The organism is Arthrobacter sp. NEB 688, from assembly GCF_013201035.1.
In the GTDB taxonomy this organism is placed as follows: Bacteria; Actinomycetota; Actinomycetes; order Actinomycetales; family Dermatophilaceae; genus Phycicoccus.
On the sequence record NZ_CP053707.1, the window covers coordinates 3772590 to 3787358 of the forward strand.

Below are 14769 nucleotides of genomic sequence, written 5' to 3' on the forward strand. Positions count from 1 at the left end.
AGCAATACTCGCCCCCGTGACAAGCCAGCGCACCTCCTCCGGCACGACGGGCGTCCTGCCGGACGCGGACGATCCCGGCGGCGACTCCCCCACGTGGAGCATCGCCGAGGTCGCCGACGAGTTCGGCGTCACCCACCGCACCGTGCGCCACTACGAGGACCTCGGGCTCATCTCCCCCGAGCGCCGCGGCACGACCCGCGTCTACCACCGCCGCGACCGCACGCGGCTCGGCCTCGTCCTGCGCGGCAAGCGCCTCGGGTTCCCGCTCGAGGAGATCCGCACGATCATCGACCTCTACGACGCGCCCCGCGGCCGCCGCAGCCAGCTCGAGTACGTCCTCGCGCAGATCGACGAGCGCCGGGCCGACCTCGAGCAGCGCCGGCGCGACCTGGAGGCCGCCCTCGCCGAGCTCGACGGCTTCGAGCGCCGCTGCCGCACGGACCTCGACCGGATGCGCTGAGCGCCCGGCTCAGCCGGCGAGGAAGGCGTCGACCTCGGCGCGCGTCGGGGCCGTGTCCGGGCCGCGCCGCGTGACCTTGAGCGCAGCCGCGGCGTTGGCCCGGACCGCCGCGTCCGGCCAGGACAGCCCGGCCGCGCGCTCCGCCAGCAGCACCCCGGTGTGGGTGTCGCCGGCGCCGTTGGTGTCGACGGGCCGCTGCGGGTGGCCGGGCAGCTCGTCGACCCGGCCCTCGGCCCGGACGAGGCATCCCCGCGGTCCGTCCCGCACGACCGTCACGGCATCCGGCCCGAGGATGCCGGCCACGACCTGCGCCGCCTCCTGCAGTCCGCGCAGCCCGGCCAGCGCCTCGGACTCCTCGGCGTTGCCGGTCCACACGTCGGTCCGCGCGAGCATCGCGTCGCGGACGGCCGGCGGCACGTCGGCGAAGGCCGCCCCCGGGTCGAGGACCACGTGCACCCGGTCCTCGAGCGTGCCGAGCCACTCCAGGAGCGGGCCACGCGTGCGCCCGACGAGCGAGTACCCGCTGACGCAGACGAAGTCGCCGGGGGCCGGCGCGCTCGTGGCGAGCGACGCGGCGGTGATCTCGCGCTCGGCGCCCTGCGTCGTCACGAAGCTGCGCTCGGCGCTGGGCTCGACGAGCACGACGCACACCCCGGTGTCCGACCCCTCGACCGGCGGCGCCGAGACCTCCACGCCGTCGGCGGCGAGCGCGGCCCGCACGAGGTCGCCGTTGGGGCCGGTCCCGACCGCCCCGGCGTGGACGGCGTGCGCCCCGGCGCGGGCGGCGGCGAGCAGGATCGTCACGGCGCCACCGGCGTAGCGGCGGTAGGACGTCGCCATGACGTTGCCGCCACCGCGCGGGAGGGCGGGCACCTCCATCACGGCGTCGACGAGGGCCTGCGCGGTGTGGATGACCCGGGTCGGCATGCCCCCGACCCTAGTGAGGGAGCGGCCGCTCAGCCGACCTGCGTGCGCACCTCGTAGAGCTCGGGGAAGAACGTGAGGTCGAGCGCACGCCGCAGGAAGTCGACGCCGCTGGAGCCGCCGGTGCCGACCTTGTGCCCGATCGTGCGCGTCACGACCTGGAGATGACGGAAACGCCACTGCTGGAACAGGTCCTCGATGTCGACGAGCTCCTCGCACGTCTCGTACACGCCCCAGTGCTCGTCCGGGGCGGCGTAGACGGCGGCGATGACCGCCACGAGGTCGGGGTCGAGCCGGTAGGGCTCGCGCACGTCGCGCGCCAGCACCGCGTCGGGGACGGCGTACCCGCGGCGTGCGAGGTGGCGGAGGAACTCGTCGTAGAGCGTCGGCTCGTCGAGGAGCTGCTCGAGGGCGGTCCGCGCCCGGGCGTCGTGCTCGAACACCCGGACCATGTCGGCGTTCTTGTTGCCGAGCAGGAACTCGACCGCCCGGTACTGGTCGCTCTGGAACCCCGAGCTCGTCGCGAGGAAGGGACGGATCTGCGCGTACTCGCTCGGCGTGAGCGTCGCGAGCACGTCCCACATGTCCACGAGCTGCCGCTGGACGTGCTTGACGCGCGCCAGCCGCTTGAGCGCGGGCCCCAGCTCGTCGGCCGCGAGCAGGCCTCGGGCGGAACGCAGCTCGTGGAGGAGCAGCTTGAGCCAGAGCTCCGAGACCTGGTGCTGGACGATGAAGAGCAGCTCGTCGTGCTGCGGCGGCTCGCTGCGCGGGTGCTGCGCCGACAGCAGCGTGTCGAGGTCGAGGTAGGCGCCGTAGGACATCGCGGTGCTGAAGTCGCGCGAGATGCCCTCCTCGAGTGCCCGCTGGGCCCGGTCGACCGCGTCGTCGCTCATGGGGCACATCGTGCCACCGCGCGCCCGGTCCCCGCGGCAGGCCTCGCCCCGCCCGATCCGGACCACGGGACCCCCGCACGTGCGCGGTCATCGATGCCAGGTCCGGCCCGAAGTCACGAAAAGCCCGCACGTGCCGGGTCATCGCGCCCGGGCTCCATCCCGGACCACGGACAGCCCGCACGTGCGGGGTCATTGCTGCCCGGTCCGGCCCGAGGTCACGAAAAGCCCGCACGTACGCGGTCATTGCTGCCGGGTCCGGCCCGTGGTCACGAAAAGCCCGCACGTGCGGGGTCATCGCTGCCCGGTCCGGCCCGGAGTCACGAAAGGCCCGCACGTGCCGGGTTGTCGCGCCCGGCCACCATCCCCGACCACGGAAAGCCCGCACGTGCGTGCTTATCGCTGCCGGGTCCGGCCCGGGCTCGCGGAAAGCCCGCACGTTCGGGGTTATCGCGCCCGGCCACCGTCCCGGAGTCACGAAGAGCCCGCACGTGCGGGGTCGCCGCGGGTGCCGGCTCGGCGTCAGGCGGTGACGGCGCTCCGGTACCAGTCCGGCCCGACGAGCGCGGCGACCTCGGCCGGGTCGACCGGGGTGAAGGCCGGTGCGCCCCGCCCCTCCAGGACCTCGGCGAGCTCGTCGAGGCGCCGGGCGGCCAGGTCGGCGCCGGCGGCGCGCGCCGGGGCGTCCATCCGGCCGACGGCGTCGCCCCAGATCGCGCGCCCGGCCATGAAGCCGCTGCAGCCGTGGTCGGCCGCGACGTCGAGCTGGGTCCGGAAGCCCTCGTAGGTCACGCCCGCCGAGAGCAGCACCCACGGCCCGGAGACGGCCTCGTCGAGCGCGGCGCACGCCTCGTGGGCGGCGTCGAGGTCGTCGAGGTCGAGCACGGGGAACTCGACCTTCATGATGTCGGCGCCGGCCTCGCGGAAGGAGCGCGCCGACGCGAGGACGCTGCTGCGGCGCACGCGCTGCACCGCCGGGTCGGCCGTGTCCTCCTCGCCCGTCGGGAACCACAGCGGCTCGACGACGAGCGGCATCTGCAGCGCCCGGCACTGCGCGGCGGCCTCGGCCACGACGGCGTGCTGCTGCTCGACGACGTCGGCCGGCTGGTCCTCGCGGTGGAAGACGACGAGCTTGGCCGCGTCGGCGCCGAGGGTCGCGAGCACCTGAGGCCCCCAGCCCTCCTTGAGGTGCAGCCCGGTGTCGAAGCCGACCGCGCTGTCCGGCCGGTAGTAGAGGTCCTCGATGCCGCTGATGACGCCCACGTCACCGGGCACGACGCCGGCGGCGACGGACTGTCCGAAGCTCCACACCGGGTCGACGAGCACCGAGGTCGCGTGCCGCGAGAGCACCCGCAGCATGTCGAGCTTGGACTCGACGACCTCCTCGAACGACACGGCGTCGAGGTCGGCGTCGAAGAGGCGCAGGTAGTTCTGCGGGTGGTCGATGGCCATCGTGCGGATGTGGCCGGCGGCGTCGCAGATGCGGGCGAGGCGGCGGTGCAGGCCGATGGTCGAGGGGGTCGGGACGCGAGGCGTTGACAGCGCTGTCATAGCGCCCTACCGTACGCGGAGCGAGGCGCTCCGACAAGACCCCTCGCGCACCCAGACACCGCCGTCGCCCCGGGAGGACCTCCGTGCTCGTCGTCACCCCCAACACGTGCCTCGACGTCACGACGTGGCTCGGTGCGCTGGTCCCCGGCACGGTGTCGCGGTCCACGCGCACCGTCACCGTGGCCGGCGGCAAGGGGGTCAACGTCTGCCGCACGCTGCGCGTCCTCGGGCGCGAGCACCGCCTGCTCGGCCTGGCCCCGCGCGACGACGACCGCCTCGCCACCCTCCTCGCCGCCGAGGGCTGCGCCTTCGTCCCGGTCCCCCACGACGGCCAGGGCCGGCTCTCGCTCATCTTCCTCGAGGACGGGGGTCGCGCGACCGTCGTCAACGGCCTCGGTCCCGACCCCGGTGCGTGGGACCCCGAGGCCCTCCTGCCGGCCGTCGCGTCCGCCCTCGACGGCGCTCCGGCCGTGGCCTGCTCCGGCTCCCTGCCGCCTGGGCTGCCGGACGACACCTACGGACGGGTCGTCGAGCTCGCCCACTCCCGCGGGGTCGAGGCCTGGGTCGACGGCGGCCCGGCGGTGCTCGGCGCCGCGCTCCCCTTCGAGCCGGACCTGGTGTGCCCCAACGTCGGTGAGGCCGAGGCGCTCCTGCACGGTCGCGCCGACGAGGCCGTCGAGGAGTCGGGCGACGACCTCGTCGACCGCTGCGTCGCGGCCGCCCGCGAGCTCCACGGGCGCGGCGCCCGCCGGGCCGTCGTCACCGCCGGCTCGCACGGCGCCGCCCTCGTGACGGCCGCCGGCGCGTGGTGGCTCGGCGCCACCCGGGTGCCCGTCGCCAACCCGATCGGCGCCGGCGACTCCTTCCTCGCCGGCACGGCCCACGCCCTCCTGTCCGGGGCGTCCGACACCGACGCCGTCCGCCACGGGACGGCGGTCGCCGCCGCCGCGGTCCAGCACCCGTCCGGCGGGATGCTCGACGCGGCGCTCGTCGCCCCGGCCCTCGCGGCCCTGCCCGAGGCGGTGCCCGCGTGAGCCGGCCGACCATCTACGACGTCGCCCGCGAGTCCGGGGTGTCCATCAAGACCGTCTCGCGCGTCATCAACGACGCCCCCAACGTCCGCCCCGCCACCCTCGCCCGTGTGCGCAGCGCGATCGACCTGCTCGGCTACCAGCCCGACCCGGCGGCGCAGCGGCTCGGTGGCGGGCGCCTGCCGACGGTCGGTGTCGTCGTCGACTCCATCGCCGACCCCTTCTTCGCCCGGTTCGCGGCCGTCGTCGAGGCCCGCGCGACGGCGGTGGGGATGGACGTGCTCATCGCGTCGACCGGCCTCGACGAGGACCGGCTGCGCACCCAGGTCGAGCGGCTGGCGCGGCGCGGGGTGGCGGGGCTGGTCGTCGCGCCGTTCGGCGACGCGGCCTCGGTCGCGGCTGCCCTGCCGTCCGACCTGCCGGTGGTCGTCGTGGACCGGCCCTACGCGTCGGTGGGTGCCGACGCCGTCCGGGTCACGGACGAGCCGGGCGCCCACGAGGCCGTCCACCACCTCCTCGACCACGGCCACCTCCGCATCGGGTTCGTCGGCCGCACAGGGCAGTTCGCGACGCTCGCCGACCGTTATCGCGGGTACGAGCGGGCGCTCCACGAGGCCGGGGTCGAGGTCGACCCGGCCCTCGTCGAGACGCGCGCGTGGACGACCGACGAGGCGCTGCCCCTCGTGACCGCGATGCTCACCGGCCCCGACGCACCGACCGCCGTCTTCGCCGCGACCCCGATGACCGGCCTCGCCGTCCTCACCGCCCAGCAGCGGCTCGACCGGCGCGACGTCGCGCTCGTCGTCTTCGGCGACCTCCCGGGCGCCGAGCTGATGACGCCACCGACGACGGTCGTCGACCAGCAGCCGGATGCCTTGGCGGACACCGCGTTCGACCTCCTCGAACGGCGGCTGCGCGAGCCGTCGGCGGAGCCGCTGGACAGCGTCCTGCCGACCCGGCTCGTGCGCCGCGGGTCCGGCGAACTGCGGCCCGGGGGTGCGTCGTGAACGCCGTCGACCTCGGCATCGACCTCGGGACGACGATGACCAAGGTCGCCGCGGTCGACGACGCCGGGACGGTCGTCGGCAGCGCCGCCGTCGCCACCGCGTGGAGCGAGCCCGGCGACGGACGGGCCGAGCGCACGCCGGAGTCGGTCGTCGAGGCCGTCGAGCGGCTGCTCGACGAGGTCGTGGCCGGGCTGCCCCACGGCACGACCGTCCGCTCCGTCGGCATCACGTCGATGGCCGAGGCCGGCACCCTGCTCGACGCGTCCGGCGCCGCCCGCTCCCCCGTCATGGCGTGGCACGACCCGCGCGGCGACGACCAGGCGGCCGCCTTCCCCGAGCACCTCGCCCGGGCCTTCCCCGAGCGCACGGGGCTGCCGGTCGGCCACGTCGCGACCCTCTTCAAGCTGCTCTGGCTGCGCGAGGAGGGCCTCGACCTGCGCGGGCTGCAGTGGCTCGGCGCCCCTGAGCTCGTGCTGCACCGCCTCGGCGGCCGGCGCGTCGCCGAGCGCTCGCTGCTCGGCCGGACCGGCCTGCTCGACGTCCACACCGGGGGCCGGTGGCGGCCGGCGCTGGACCTCCTCGGGGTCGACGGCTCCCTCGTGCCCGACGCCGTCGGCGCCGGCGAGCCGGTCGGCACCGTGCGCGCGGACCACCCCGTCGTCCCCCTGCGCGGCGCCGTCCTCACGATGGCCGGGCACGACCACGCGGTCGCGGCGGCCGCGACGGGTTGCGGCACACCGGGATCGGCCCTCGACAGCTTCGGCACCGCAGAGGCGTGGCTCGCCGCGTCCGACCACGTGCCCGAGCCGGAGGTCGTCGGCCGCCTGTCGAACGAGGGCATCTCCGTCTACCCGCACGTCGTGCGCGGCAGCACCGCGCTCATCGGTGGGACGCGGACCGGGCTGGTGCTCAAGCGGGTCCAACGCATCCTCGGCGCGACCGAGGACCCCGCCCGCTCGGCGCTCGACGCCGCGGCCCTCCTGCTCGCCCCCGGCGACACGGCGGACGTCCGCGTCTCCGGCTTCGGGATGGAGGACCGCGAGGTCGTCGTGCACCTCGGCTCCGACCACCACACGCCGGCCCACGTCTGGCGGGCGGCCCTCGACGGCGGCACCGCCCGCGGCCGCGCGGTCCTCGCCACCCTGGCCCGCGCCGGCGTGCCCGTCGAGCGGATCGTCGTGGCCGGTGGGTGGGCCCGGATGCGCTCCGTCGTCGCCGCCCGCGAGGACCTCGCGGCGCTCGTCGAGGTCGGGGACGTCGAGCAGCCCGGCACGTGGGGTGCCGCGAGGTTCGGCGCCTGGGCCGCGACCGGCACGGCATCCACCGGCACCGACCCGCGACCGCCGGCGGCGTGGTTCGAGCACTGAGATCCCACGGGCCGGAGGGGCCCGCCTCAGGGCGTGGCCGAGACGTCGACGAGCGCGGCGTGGCCCCCGCCGTCGACACGCACCGTCGCGACGGCGCGTCCGTCGCGCACGGCTGCCCCGAGGGCGGCCGCGTCGTCCTGCGGGAGGAACCAGCTCTCGATGCCGCACTCCAGCCGCCATCCTGCGTCGTCGCACCGGAGGAACAGTCCGTCATCGGGCGCGGCGCGCTGCACGGGCCCTCCGACCCACACGTCCCCGGAGCGGGTGAGGGGCACGAACGCCGTCCCGCGGTCGGCGACCGCACCCGAGCCCGGATCACCGACTCGCCCGGCGGAGTCCGGGAGGTCGGGGTAGGTGAGGTCGGCGTACGCACCACGGAAGGGGTCGTACGGGTCGACGGGCGCGACGCGCAGGCGCACCTCCTCGCCGGTCAGCCTGGCGGACAGGGGCGCCCACGCGACGACGCCGACGAGGACGAGCTGCGCGAGCGTCGCGGCGACGACGCGTCCGGTGCGCCCGGTCATGACCGCGCCTCCCGCCCCTCGGCCACGAGCCGGCGGCGGCCGCGGTCCGCGACGACGCCGGTGCCGATGAGCACGACGCCCACGGCGAGGAAGAGGACGGCGCCCGAGAGCACCGGCGCGAAGACGGCGAAGGCCTGCACGGTCGTGAAGAGCACGAGGGCCGCGGTGGCCGCCCAGGTGAGCCGCTCGGCGTCCCGCATCCCCCCGAGGACCGCGTAGCCGCTCGTCACGCCGAGGTAGACGAGGACCGCGACGACCGCCCGCACCCAGTCCGAGGGCGTTGGGTCCGCGACGCCGCCGAGCCCGGCCGACACCCGCCACAGCCCGAGGACGACGACGCCGGCGAGGGTGGCGGCCGCGAGCGCGACCTCGGCGCGGCCCAGCCGGTCCGCCCGCAGGGCCGCGACCGCGGCGAGGACGACGGCGACGCCGAGCGCGACCCAGAAGGCGCCACCGGTGCGCTCGCCGCTGTCGTCCACCGGCAGGGCCGCGAAGAACAGGGCGCCGAGGGCGAGCACCGCGCCGAGCTCGCGCCACGGCTCCCCCAGCGCACGCCAGGCAGGCACCCGGTCGGCGAGGCGCGCGTGGAGGACGCCGACGGCGACGGCGGCGAGCGCCGCGGCCGCGACGGTGAGGGTGACCCCGAGGACGGTCCGACCGGCGTCGGCCGAGACCCAGACCGTCCAGACCGCGGCGAGCACGACGCCGAGCACGACGGGGGCGACGCCGACGACGGCGTAGCCGTAGAGCAGGGTCCCGGCCGCCCACACGCCGACGAGCGCCGGCTGCCCGGCGGGCACCTGGAGGCTCTGCGCGGCCTGGAAGACGACGGCCCCGAAGGCCGCCGCGGCGAGCAGGCGCACGGCACCGACGACCGGGGAGGCCACGTCGCCGAGGGCCTCCCGGCGGCGCTGGAGGACCTCGGCGACGACGACGAGGGCGAGCCAGACGAGGGCGACGAGCCCGAAGCGCAGGAGGGGCGAGAGCCCGTCGAGGTTGGCGGCGACCGTCCACACGAGGCCGATGCCGACGAACGCGGCGCCGAGCGTGAGGACGATCCGGGCGAGGGTCAGACGGCGGTGGGCGACGTAGCGCTGCCGGATGCGCTCGGCGGTCGGGGCGTCGACGACGCCCTCGGCGCGCCAGGCGCCGAGCTGCTCCTCGAGCCAGGCCAGCTGGCGGGGGGTGGCCGGGTGCCGCAGGACGGGGACGCCGTCCGGGCCCGGGTCGGTCGCGGCGGCGGTCGTGGGGGGCGAGGTCATCGCGTGCTCCTCGGCGAGAGCAGGCCCGGGTCCGGGTTCACCGCCAGTCTCCCGCGCACCGCCCGTCGGCACCATGGACACTCGTGCTCAGGAGGTGTCTCGTCGGCCACGTCGCGCCGCCCCGGCCCGCAGCGACCGCGACCCGCCGTCGGGACCGACCGGTCAGCGCCGCCCACCGACGGCCTCGGAGCGCCGGGGACCGCCGCCCTCGCGACCGTTGTCGTCGGGAAGGTCGCGGGCCGGACCGAGCGCACTCCCCGCCCGATCGGCGGGCCGCACCCGCCGGCCCAGCGCCTCCCGTACCGGCGCCTGGGCCACGAGCACCCCGCCGAGGACGACGAGCATCGCCCCGAGCTGGACCCACCCGAAGCCCTCCCCCAACAGGACGACGCCCAGCACCGTCCCCACGACCGGGTTGAGCAGCCCGACCACCGCGACCGCCCCCGCGTCCATCCGCGTCAGCCCGCGGAACCACACGACGTACCCGACGACCGACCCGACGAGCCCCAGCCAGACCAGCGCGAGCACCGCCGCCCCGTCCAGCGCGGGCGGCGCCCCCTCGACGACCAGCGCGACCGGCACGAGCACCAGCCCGCCGGCCACGAGCTGCCACGCCGTCGTCGCGAGCACCGCGTCCCGCGGGGTCCAGCGCCGCACGAGGACGAACCCGATGGAGGCCGACACGACCGCCCCGACCGACGCCGCCACCCCGACCGGGTCGACCGAGCCCGACGCCCCGCCCCCGGCGGAGACCAGCACGACCACGCCCCCGATGCCCGCCACCGCCGCGGCCACCGCGACCCACGGCTGCCGCTCCCCGAGGAGCATCCACGCGACGGCCATGACGACGAGCGGCGAGACCGCGGTCAGGGTCGACGCGAGGCCGCTCGGCAGCCGGTAGGCCGCGACGTACACGAGCCCGAAGAAGACGGCGTGGTTGAGGACGCCGAGCACCGCGGCCCGCCCCCACCAGGAGCCGCGAGGCAGCCGCCGCACCCAGAGCAGGAGCAGCAGGCCCGCCGGCAGGATGCGCATGACCGCCGAGAAGAGCGGGCGACCGGGCGGCAGCCAGAGCTGGGTCACGGCGTACGTCGACCCCCACACCACCGGCGCGACCGCCGTCACGAGCACCGTGCGCATCCCGGATCTGTCTTCCACGGAAGAGACATTACCTTCCACGGAAGATATTGTCGAGGGATGGACCACGTCGCCACCGTCCACGAGCAATGGCGCACCGAGCGCCCCGACCTCGACACGACCCCGCTCCTCGTCATCGCCCGCGTCCACCGCATCGCGGCCGCACTGACGCCCGAGCTGACCGCCGTCTACGCGCAGTTCGGGCTCGGCGAGGGCGAGTTCGACGTGCTCGCCACGCTCCGGCGCCACGGCGCACCGTTCTCTCTCTCCCCCGGCGAGCTCGCCGAGCGCACGATGGTCACCTCCGGCGCGGTGAGCAAGCGCCTCGACCGGCTCCAGGCGCGTGGCCTCGTGGAGCGACGGGCCGACGCGAGCGACGGGCGGGCGCGCACCGTCGTCCTCACCCCCGACGGCCGGTCGCTCATCGACGAGGCGATGGCCGCCCACGTGGCGAACGAGGCGCGGCTGCTCGGGGCCCTCGGCGCCCGCGACCGCGACACCCTCGCCCGCCTCCTCGCACGCCTCGCGGAGTCCCTCGGCGCGTGACCCCGGGGCCCTCCGCCCGTGTGAGGCAGACCTCGCCGTGCCCCCGGGTGGGCGACCACCCGGACCGATAGAGTCCGAGACATGCCGATCAGCAAGGTCCTCATCGCGAACCGGGGCGAGATCGCGGTGCGCATCGCCCGAGCCTGCAAGGACTCCGGGGTCGCGTCCGTCGCGGTCTACGCCGAGCCCGACCGGGACGCCCTCCACGTCAAGGTCGCCGACGAGGCCCACGCCCTCGGCGGCACGACGCCCGGTGACTCGTACCTCCTGCAGGACAAGCTCATCGAGGTGGCCAGGGCGTCCGGCGCCGACGCGGTCCACCCCGGCTACGGCTTCCTCGCCGAGAACGCCGACTTCGCGCAGAAGGTCATCGACGCCGGCCTGACGTGGATCGGCCCCGGCCCCGAGGCCATCGACTCCCTCGGCGACAAGGTCAAGGCCCGGCACATCGCTCTGGCCGCCGACGCCCCGCTCGTCCCCGGCACCAAGGACCCCGTCGAGGGCCCCGACGAGGTCGTCGCCTTCGCGCAGGAGCACGGCCTCCCGGTCGCCATCAAGGCGGCCTACGGCGGCGGTGGACGCGGCCTCAAGGTCGCCCGCACCCTCGAGGAGATCCCCGAGCTGTTCGACTCCGCCGTCCGCGAGGCGGTCACCGCCTTCGGCCGCGGCGAGTGCTTCGTCGAGCGCTTCCTCGACCACCCCCGCCACGTCGAGACCCAGTGCCTCGCGGACCAGCACGGCAACGTCGTCGTCGTCTCGACGCGCGACTGCTCGCTCCAGCGCCGCAACCAGAAGCTCGTCGAGGAGGCGCCGGCCCCGTTCCTCACCGAGGAGCAGCACACCGAGCTCCTGCGCGCGAGCAAGGAGATCCTCCGTCGGGCCGGCTACGTCGGCGCCGGCACGTGCGAGTTCCTCGTCGGGCCGCAGGGCGACATCAGCTTCCTCGAGGTCAACACCCGCCTCCAGGTCGAGCACCCGGTCTCCGAGGAGGTCACCGGCATCGACCTCGTCCGCGAGCAGCTGCGCATCGCGAACGGCGAGGCCCTCGACTACCCGGACCCCGAGCCGCACGCGCACTCCCTCGAGTTCCGCATCAACGGCGAGGACGCCGGCCGGGGCTTCCTCCCGGCCCCCGGCACCGTGTCGCGGATGGTCGTGCCGCAGGGCCCGGGCGTGCGCTGGGACGCCGGCATCGTCGAGGGCGACACCGTCGCCGGTGCGTTCGACTCGATGATCGCCAAGCTCGTCGTCACCGGCCGCACCCGCCAGCAGGCCCTCGAGCGGGCCCGGCGCGCCCTGGACGAGCTCGTCGTCGAGGGGATGCCGACCGTCGTCCCCTTCCACCGCAAGGTCGTCGCCGACCCCGCGTTCGCCCCGGCCGACCCGGACGAGAAGTTCACCGTCCACACCCGCTGGATCGAGACCGAGTTCGTCAACGACATCGAGGCCTACGCCGGCCCGGTCGCCGACGCCCCCGAGGCGCAGGAGCGCCAGACGGTCGTCGTCGAGGTCGGCGGCAAGCGGCTCGAGGTCTCGGTGCCCGGCGGCCTCTCCTTCGGCGGAGGCGGTGGCGCCGGCCACGCCGCGAAGAAGAAGGCCCCCCGGCGCTCCGGTGGCGGGTCCGGCGGCGCCGCGGCGTCCGGCGACTCCCTCACCGCGCCGATGCAGGGCACGATCGTCAAGGTGAGCGTCGAGGAGGGCGCGACCGTCGCCGTGGGCGACCAGGTCGTCGTCCTCGAGGCGATGAAGATGGAGCAGCCGATCACCGCGCACAAGGCCGGCGTCGTCACCGGGCTGAAGGCCGAGGTCGGCGGGACCGTGACGAACGGCGCCGTCATCTGCGACATCAAGGACGCCGAGGCCCCGGCCGACGCCTGACCCGTACCGGGAGCACCTCCCGACGAACGACGAGAACATGCCGTGCGGACGACGATCCGCACGGCATGTTCTCGTCTCTCGACCGGTGGTGGCCGGCGCCGTGCCCGGGGTCGGTCAGGAGAGGTCCCGCCGGGGCTGCGGGTCGTCGCCCGTCCCCGGCGCGGGGTTGGGCGCGACCGGCGACGGGTCCGCCGGGTCGTGGGGGTGCCACGGCTCCACCGGGTCGGGGTCGAGGGTGTCCGGCGCGTCGGGGTCGACGGGCTCCGGGGCCTCGGGCGCGACCGGCAGGTCCTCGCCGGGCAGGTCGGGGACGTCCGGCCCGGGCTCGGTGCTCATCGCCGCCCTCAGTGCGTGGGGCCCGCGGAGGGCGGGGGCGGCGGGGGCACCTGGCCACCGGCGGCCCGGCCGCCCGACGTGCCGTGCGGCGGCAGGCCGAGGCCCTTGCGCAGCGCGTCGCCACCCTTGTCGACCTTCGCCGAGTGCGTCGGCCCGGTCTTGGAGCGCACGAAGCCCTCGACCTTGCCGATGGCGTCGTCCGCCTTCTGGGGGTTGTTGCGGGCGTAGTCCTTGACCTTCGTGACGGCGGCGATGAGCGCCGCGGCGCGACCCTTGGCCATGTCGTCCTCCTCGGAGATGGGGTGTCTGAAGGGACAACCCATCCTGCCCGAGCGGAGTTCCCGTCCGGCTGCGAGCGACGCACGGGACCGCGCGTCGCCGCAGGTCAGGCGATGGGGTGCAGCCGGCGGGCCGCCTCGGCGACCGAGCCCGACAGCGACGGGTACACGGTGAAGGTCGAGGCGACCTGGTCGACGTTGAGCCGGTGCTGCACGGCCAGCGTGACGGGGAAGATCAGCTCGGACGCGCGCGGCGCCACGACGACGCCGCCCACGACGGCCCCGGACCCCTTCTGCGCGAACAGCTTGACGAAGCCGTCGGTGATGCCGAGCATCTTCGCGCGGGGGTTGCGCGAGAGCGGCAGCATGAGGACCTCGGCGTCGACGCGCTCCTCGTCGACGTCCTTCTGCGAGATGCCGACCGTCGCGATCTCGGGGTCGGTGAAGATGTTGGCCGACACGACGCCGAGGTTGAGCGGCGCCACGGCGTCGCCGAGGGCATGGGCGATGGCGATGCGCCCCTGCATCGCCGCGACGGACGCCAGCGGCAGCACGCCGGTGCAGTCGCCGGCGGCGTAGACGCCCCGGACCGACGTGCGCGACACCCGGTCGACCGCGACGTGGCCGGACGGCGTGAGGTCGACGCCGACCTCCTCGAGGCCGATGCCCCGCGTCGACGACACCGACCCGACGGCGAGCAGCGCGTGGGTGCCGGTGACCTCGCGGCCGTCCTCGAGGCGCACGAGCACGCCGTCGGTGGTGCGCTCGACCGCCGCCATCCGCGAGCGCCCGAGCACCTCCATCCCGCGCTTGCGGAAGACCTCCTCGATGACCGAGGCGGCGTCGGGGTCCTCGCCGGGCAGGACGCGGTCGCGCGAGGAGACGAGGACGACCTCGGACCCGAGCCCGAGGTAGGCCTGCGCGAGCTCGGCGCCGGTGACGCCCGAGCCGACGACGACGAGGCGCTGCGGCAGCTCGGGCAGGTCGTAGATCTGCTGCCAGGTGAGGATGCGCTCGCCGTCGGGCACGGCGGTGTCCATCACCCGGGGGGAGGCGCCGGTGGCGACGAGGACGACGTCGGCGTCGAGCTGCTCGTCGCCGACGCGCACGGCGGTGGGCGACACGAGCGACCCCTCGCCCTCGACGACCCGCACGCCGACCTCGACGAGGCGGGCGCGGATGTCGTCGCTCTGCGCGCGGGCGAGGCGCACGACGCGGCGGTTGACCTCGGCGAGGTTCGCGACCGCGGCCGAGACCTCGTCGCCCTCGTGGTCCTCGAGGTGGACGCCGAGGTCGGCGACCGTCCCGAAGTCGCTCATGTAGTCGGCGGTGGAGATGAGGGCCTTGCTCGGCACGCAGTCGGTGAGCACCGCGGCGCCCCCGATGCCGGTGCGCTCGACGACGGTGACCTCCGCGCCGACGTGGGCGGCGACGAGGGCGGCCTCGTAGCCACCCGGTCCACCGCCGAGGATGACGACTCTGCTCGACCGTGCGTTCACGGCCACCATCCAACCACCCGGGCTCGTTCGACCCGTGGGACCCCGCGAGATCGTGGCAAAGGTCCTGTTCCGTACCGAA

At 75.6% G+C, this 14769-nt stretch carries 15 protein-coding genes; 6 read left to right on the forward strand and 9 right to left on the reverse strand.

What is annotated here, in order from left to right:
• Positions 1-55 precede the first annotated feature (55 nt).
• Positions 56-460 (forward strand): MerR family transcriptional regulator, encoded by a 405-nt coding sequence (locus tag HL663_RS17695; protein ID WP_173030269.1) that lies wholly within the window; start codon positions 56-58, stop codon positions 458-460.
• Between the two features lie 9 nt (positions 461-469).
• Here HL663_RS17695 and HL663_RS17700 read toward each other — a convergent pair whose 3' ends face one another.
• The 3 genes from HL663_RS17700 to HL663_RS17710 all read right to left on the reverse strand — a co-directional run bounded on the left by HL663_RS17700 (position 470) and on the right by HL663_RS17710 (position 3825).
• Positions 470-1387, reverse strand: coding sequence for a PfkB family carbohydrate kinase (locus HL663_RS17700; RefSeq protein ID WP_173029578.1), 918 nt, complete (start codon positions 1385-1387; stop codon positions 470-472).
• Positions 1388-1416: 29 nt separating this feature from the next.
• Entirely contained in the window at positions 1417-2277 is an 861-nt protein-coding gene (locus tag HL663_RS17705; protein WP_173029580.1) for a tryptophan 2,3-dioxygenase, read from the reverse strand.
• A 519-nt stretch (positions 2278-2796) separates the two neighbouring features.
• Positions 2797-3825, reverse strand: coding sequence for a beta/alpha barrel domain-containing protein (locus HL663_RS17710; RefSeq protein ID WP_173029581.1), 1029 nt, complete (start codon positions 3823-3825; stop codon positions 2797-2799).
• A gap of 83 nt (positions 3826-3908) precedes the next feature.
• On the opposite strand from HL663_RS17710, the gene HL663_RS17715 reads away from it, so the two are divergent.
• From HL663_RS17715 to HL663_RS17725, 3 genes are read left to right on the forward strand one after another with little or no spacing between them, the layout of a single operon-like run.
• Positions 3909-4859 carry a 1-phosphofructokinase family hexose kinase gene (locus HL663_RS17715; RefSeq protein WP_173029582.1) on the forward strand — a complete coding sequence of 317 codons (951 nt, stop codon included), beginning with the start codon at positions 3909-3911 and terminating at the stop codon, positions 4857-4859.
• Positions 4856-5863, forward strand: coding sequence for a LacI family DNA-binding transcriptional regulator (locus HL663_RS17720; protein ID WP_173029584.1), 1008 nt, complete (start codon positions 4856-4858; stop codon positions 5861-5863). The genes HL663_RS17715 and HL663_RS17720 overlap by 4 nt, the downstream gene beginning before the upstream one ends.
• On the forward strand, positions 5860-7230 hold the full coding sequence (locus HL663_RS17725; protein ID WP_173029585.1) for an FGGY-family carbohydrate kinase: 1371 nt from the start codon (positions 5860-5862) through the stop codon (positions 7228-7230). The genes HL663_RS17720 and HL663_RS17725 overlap by 4 nt, the downstream gene beginning before the upstream one ends.
• Before the next feature lie 26 nt (positions 7231-7256).
• On the opposite strand, the gene HL663_RS17730 is transcribed toward HL663_RS17725, so the two are convergent.
• The 3 genes from HL663_RS17730 to HL663_RS17740 form a co-directional block, all read right to left on the reverse strand.
• Positions 7257-7754 carry a GDYXXLXY domain-containing protein gene (locus tag HL663_RS17730; protein ID WP_173029587.1) on the reverse strand — a complete coding sequence of 166 codons (498 nt, stop codon included), beginning with the start codon at positions 7752-7754 and terminating at the stop codon, positions 7257-7259.
• Complete coding sequence (locus HL663_RS17735; RefSeq protein ID WP_173029589.1) at positions 7751-9016, reverse strand: DUF2157 domain-containing protein; 1266 nt, start codon at positions 9014-9016, stop codon at positions 7751-7753. The genes HL663_RS17730 and HL663_RS17735 overlap by 4 nt, the downstream gene beginning before the upstream one ends.
• A gap of 162 nt (positions 9017-9178) precedes the next feature.
• Positions 9179-10174, reverse strand: a complete 996-nt coding sequence (locus HL663_RS17740) for an EamA family transporter (protein WP_286175763.1) — start codon at positions 10172-10174, stop codon at positions 9179-9181.
• 39 nt (positions 10175-10213) lie between these two features.
• Here HL663_RS17740 and HL663_RS17745 point away from each other — a divergent pair, with 39 nt between their 5' ends.
• On the forward strand, positions 10214-10699 hold the full coding sequence (locus HL663_RS17745; protein ID WP_173029590.1) for a MarR family winged helix-turn-helix transcriptional regulator: 486 nt from the start codon (positions 10214-10216) through the stop codon (positions 10697-10699).
• Between the two features lie 81 nt (positions 10700-10780).
• Complete coding sequence (locus HL663_RS17750; protein ID WP_173029592.1) at positions 10781-12577, forward strand: acetyl/propionyl/methylcrotonyl-CoA carboxylase subunit alpha; 1797 nt, start codon at positions 10781-10783, stop codon at positions 12575-12577.
• A 114-nt stretch (positions 12578-12691) separates the two neighbouring features.
• Here HL663_RS17750 and HL663_RS17755 read toward each other — a convergent pair whose 3' ends face one another.
• The 3 genes from HL663_RS17755 to HL663_RS17765 all read right to left on the reverse strand — a co-directional run bounded on the left by HL663_RS17755 (position 12692) and on the right by HL663_RS17765 (position 14699).
• A complete protein-coding gene (locus tag HL663_RS17755; protein ID WP_173029594.1) occupies positions 12692-12913 on the reverse strand; it encodes a hypothetical protein in 222 nt (73 codons plus the stop codon).
• 8 nt (positions 12914-12921) lie between these two features.
• Positions 12922-13194: an antitoxin gene (locus tag HL663_RS17760; RefSeq protein ID WP_173029595.1), complete on the reverse strand. Its 273-nt coding sequence runs from the start codon at positions 13192-13194 to the stop codon at positions 12922-12924.
• Positions 13195-13298: 104 nt separating this feature from the next.
• Positions 13299-14699, reverse strand: a complete 1401-nt coding sequence (locus HL663_RS17765; RefSeq protein WP_173029596.1) for an NAD(P)H-quinone dehydrogenase — start codon at positions 14697-14699, stop codon at positions 13299-13301.
• Between the last annotated feature and the right edge of the window lie 70 nt (positions 14700-14769).

What these genes read in the sequence shown, in the direction of transcription:
- HL663_RS17700 (WP_173029578.1), bottom strand. Translation starts at nt 1,387, where the DNA reads ATGCCGACCCGGGTCATCCACACCGCGCAGGCCCTCGTCGACGCCGTG.
- HL663_RS17705 (WP_173029580.1), bottom strand. Translation starts at nt 2,277, where the DNA reads ATGAGCGACGACGCGGTCGACCGGGCCCAGCGGGCACTCGAGGAGGGC.
- HL663_RS17710 (WP_173029581.1), bottom strand. Translation starts at nt 3,825, where the DNA reads ATGACAGCGCTGTCAACGCCTCGCGTCCCGACCCCCTCGACCATCGGC.
- HL663_RS17730 (WP_173029587.1), bottom strand. Translation starts at nt 7,754, where the DNA reads ATGACCGGGCGCACCGGACGCGTCGTCGCCGCGACGCTCGCGCAGCTC.
- HL663_RS17735 (WP_173029589.1), bottom strand. Translation starts at nt 9,016, where the DNA reads ATGACCTCGCCCCCCACGACCGCCGCCGCGACCGACCCGGGCCCGGAC.
- HL663_RS17745 (WP_173029590.1), top strand. Translation starts at nt 10,214, where the DNA reads ATGGACCACGTCGCCACCGTCCACGAGCAATGGCGCACCGAGCGCCCC.
- HL663_RS17750 (WP_173029592.1), top strand. Translation starts at nt 10,781, where the DNA reads ATGCCGATCAGCAAGGTCCTCATCGCGAACCGGGGCGAGATCGCGGTG.
- HL663_RS17755 (WP_173029594.1), bottom strand. Translation starts at nt 12,913, where the DNA reads ATGAGCACCGAGCCCGGGCCGGACGTCCCCGACCTGCCCGGCGAGGAC.
- HL663_RS17760 (WP_173029595.1), bottom strand. Translation starts at nt 13,194, where the DNA reads ATGGCCAAGGGTCGCGCCGCGGCGCTCATCGCCGCCGTCACGAAGGTC.
- HL663_RS17765 (WP_173029596.1), bottom strand. Translation starts at nt 14,699, where the DNA reads ATGGTGGCCGTGAACGCACGGTCGAGCAGAGTCGTCATCCTCGGCGGT.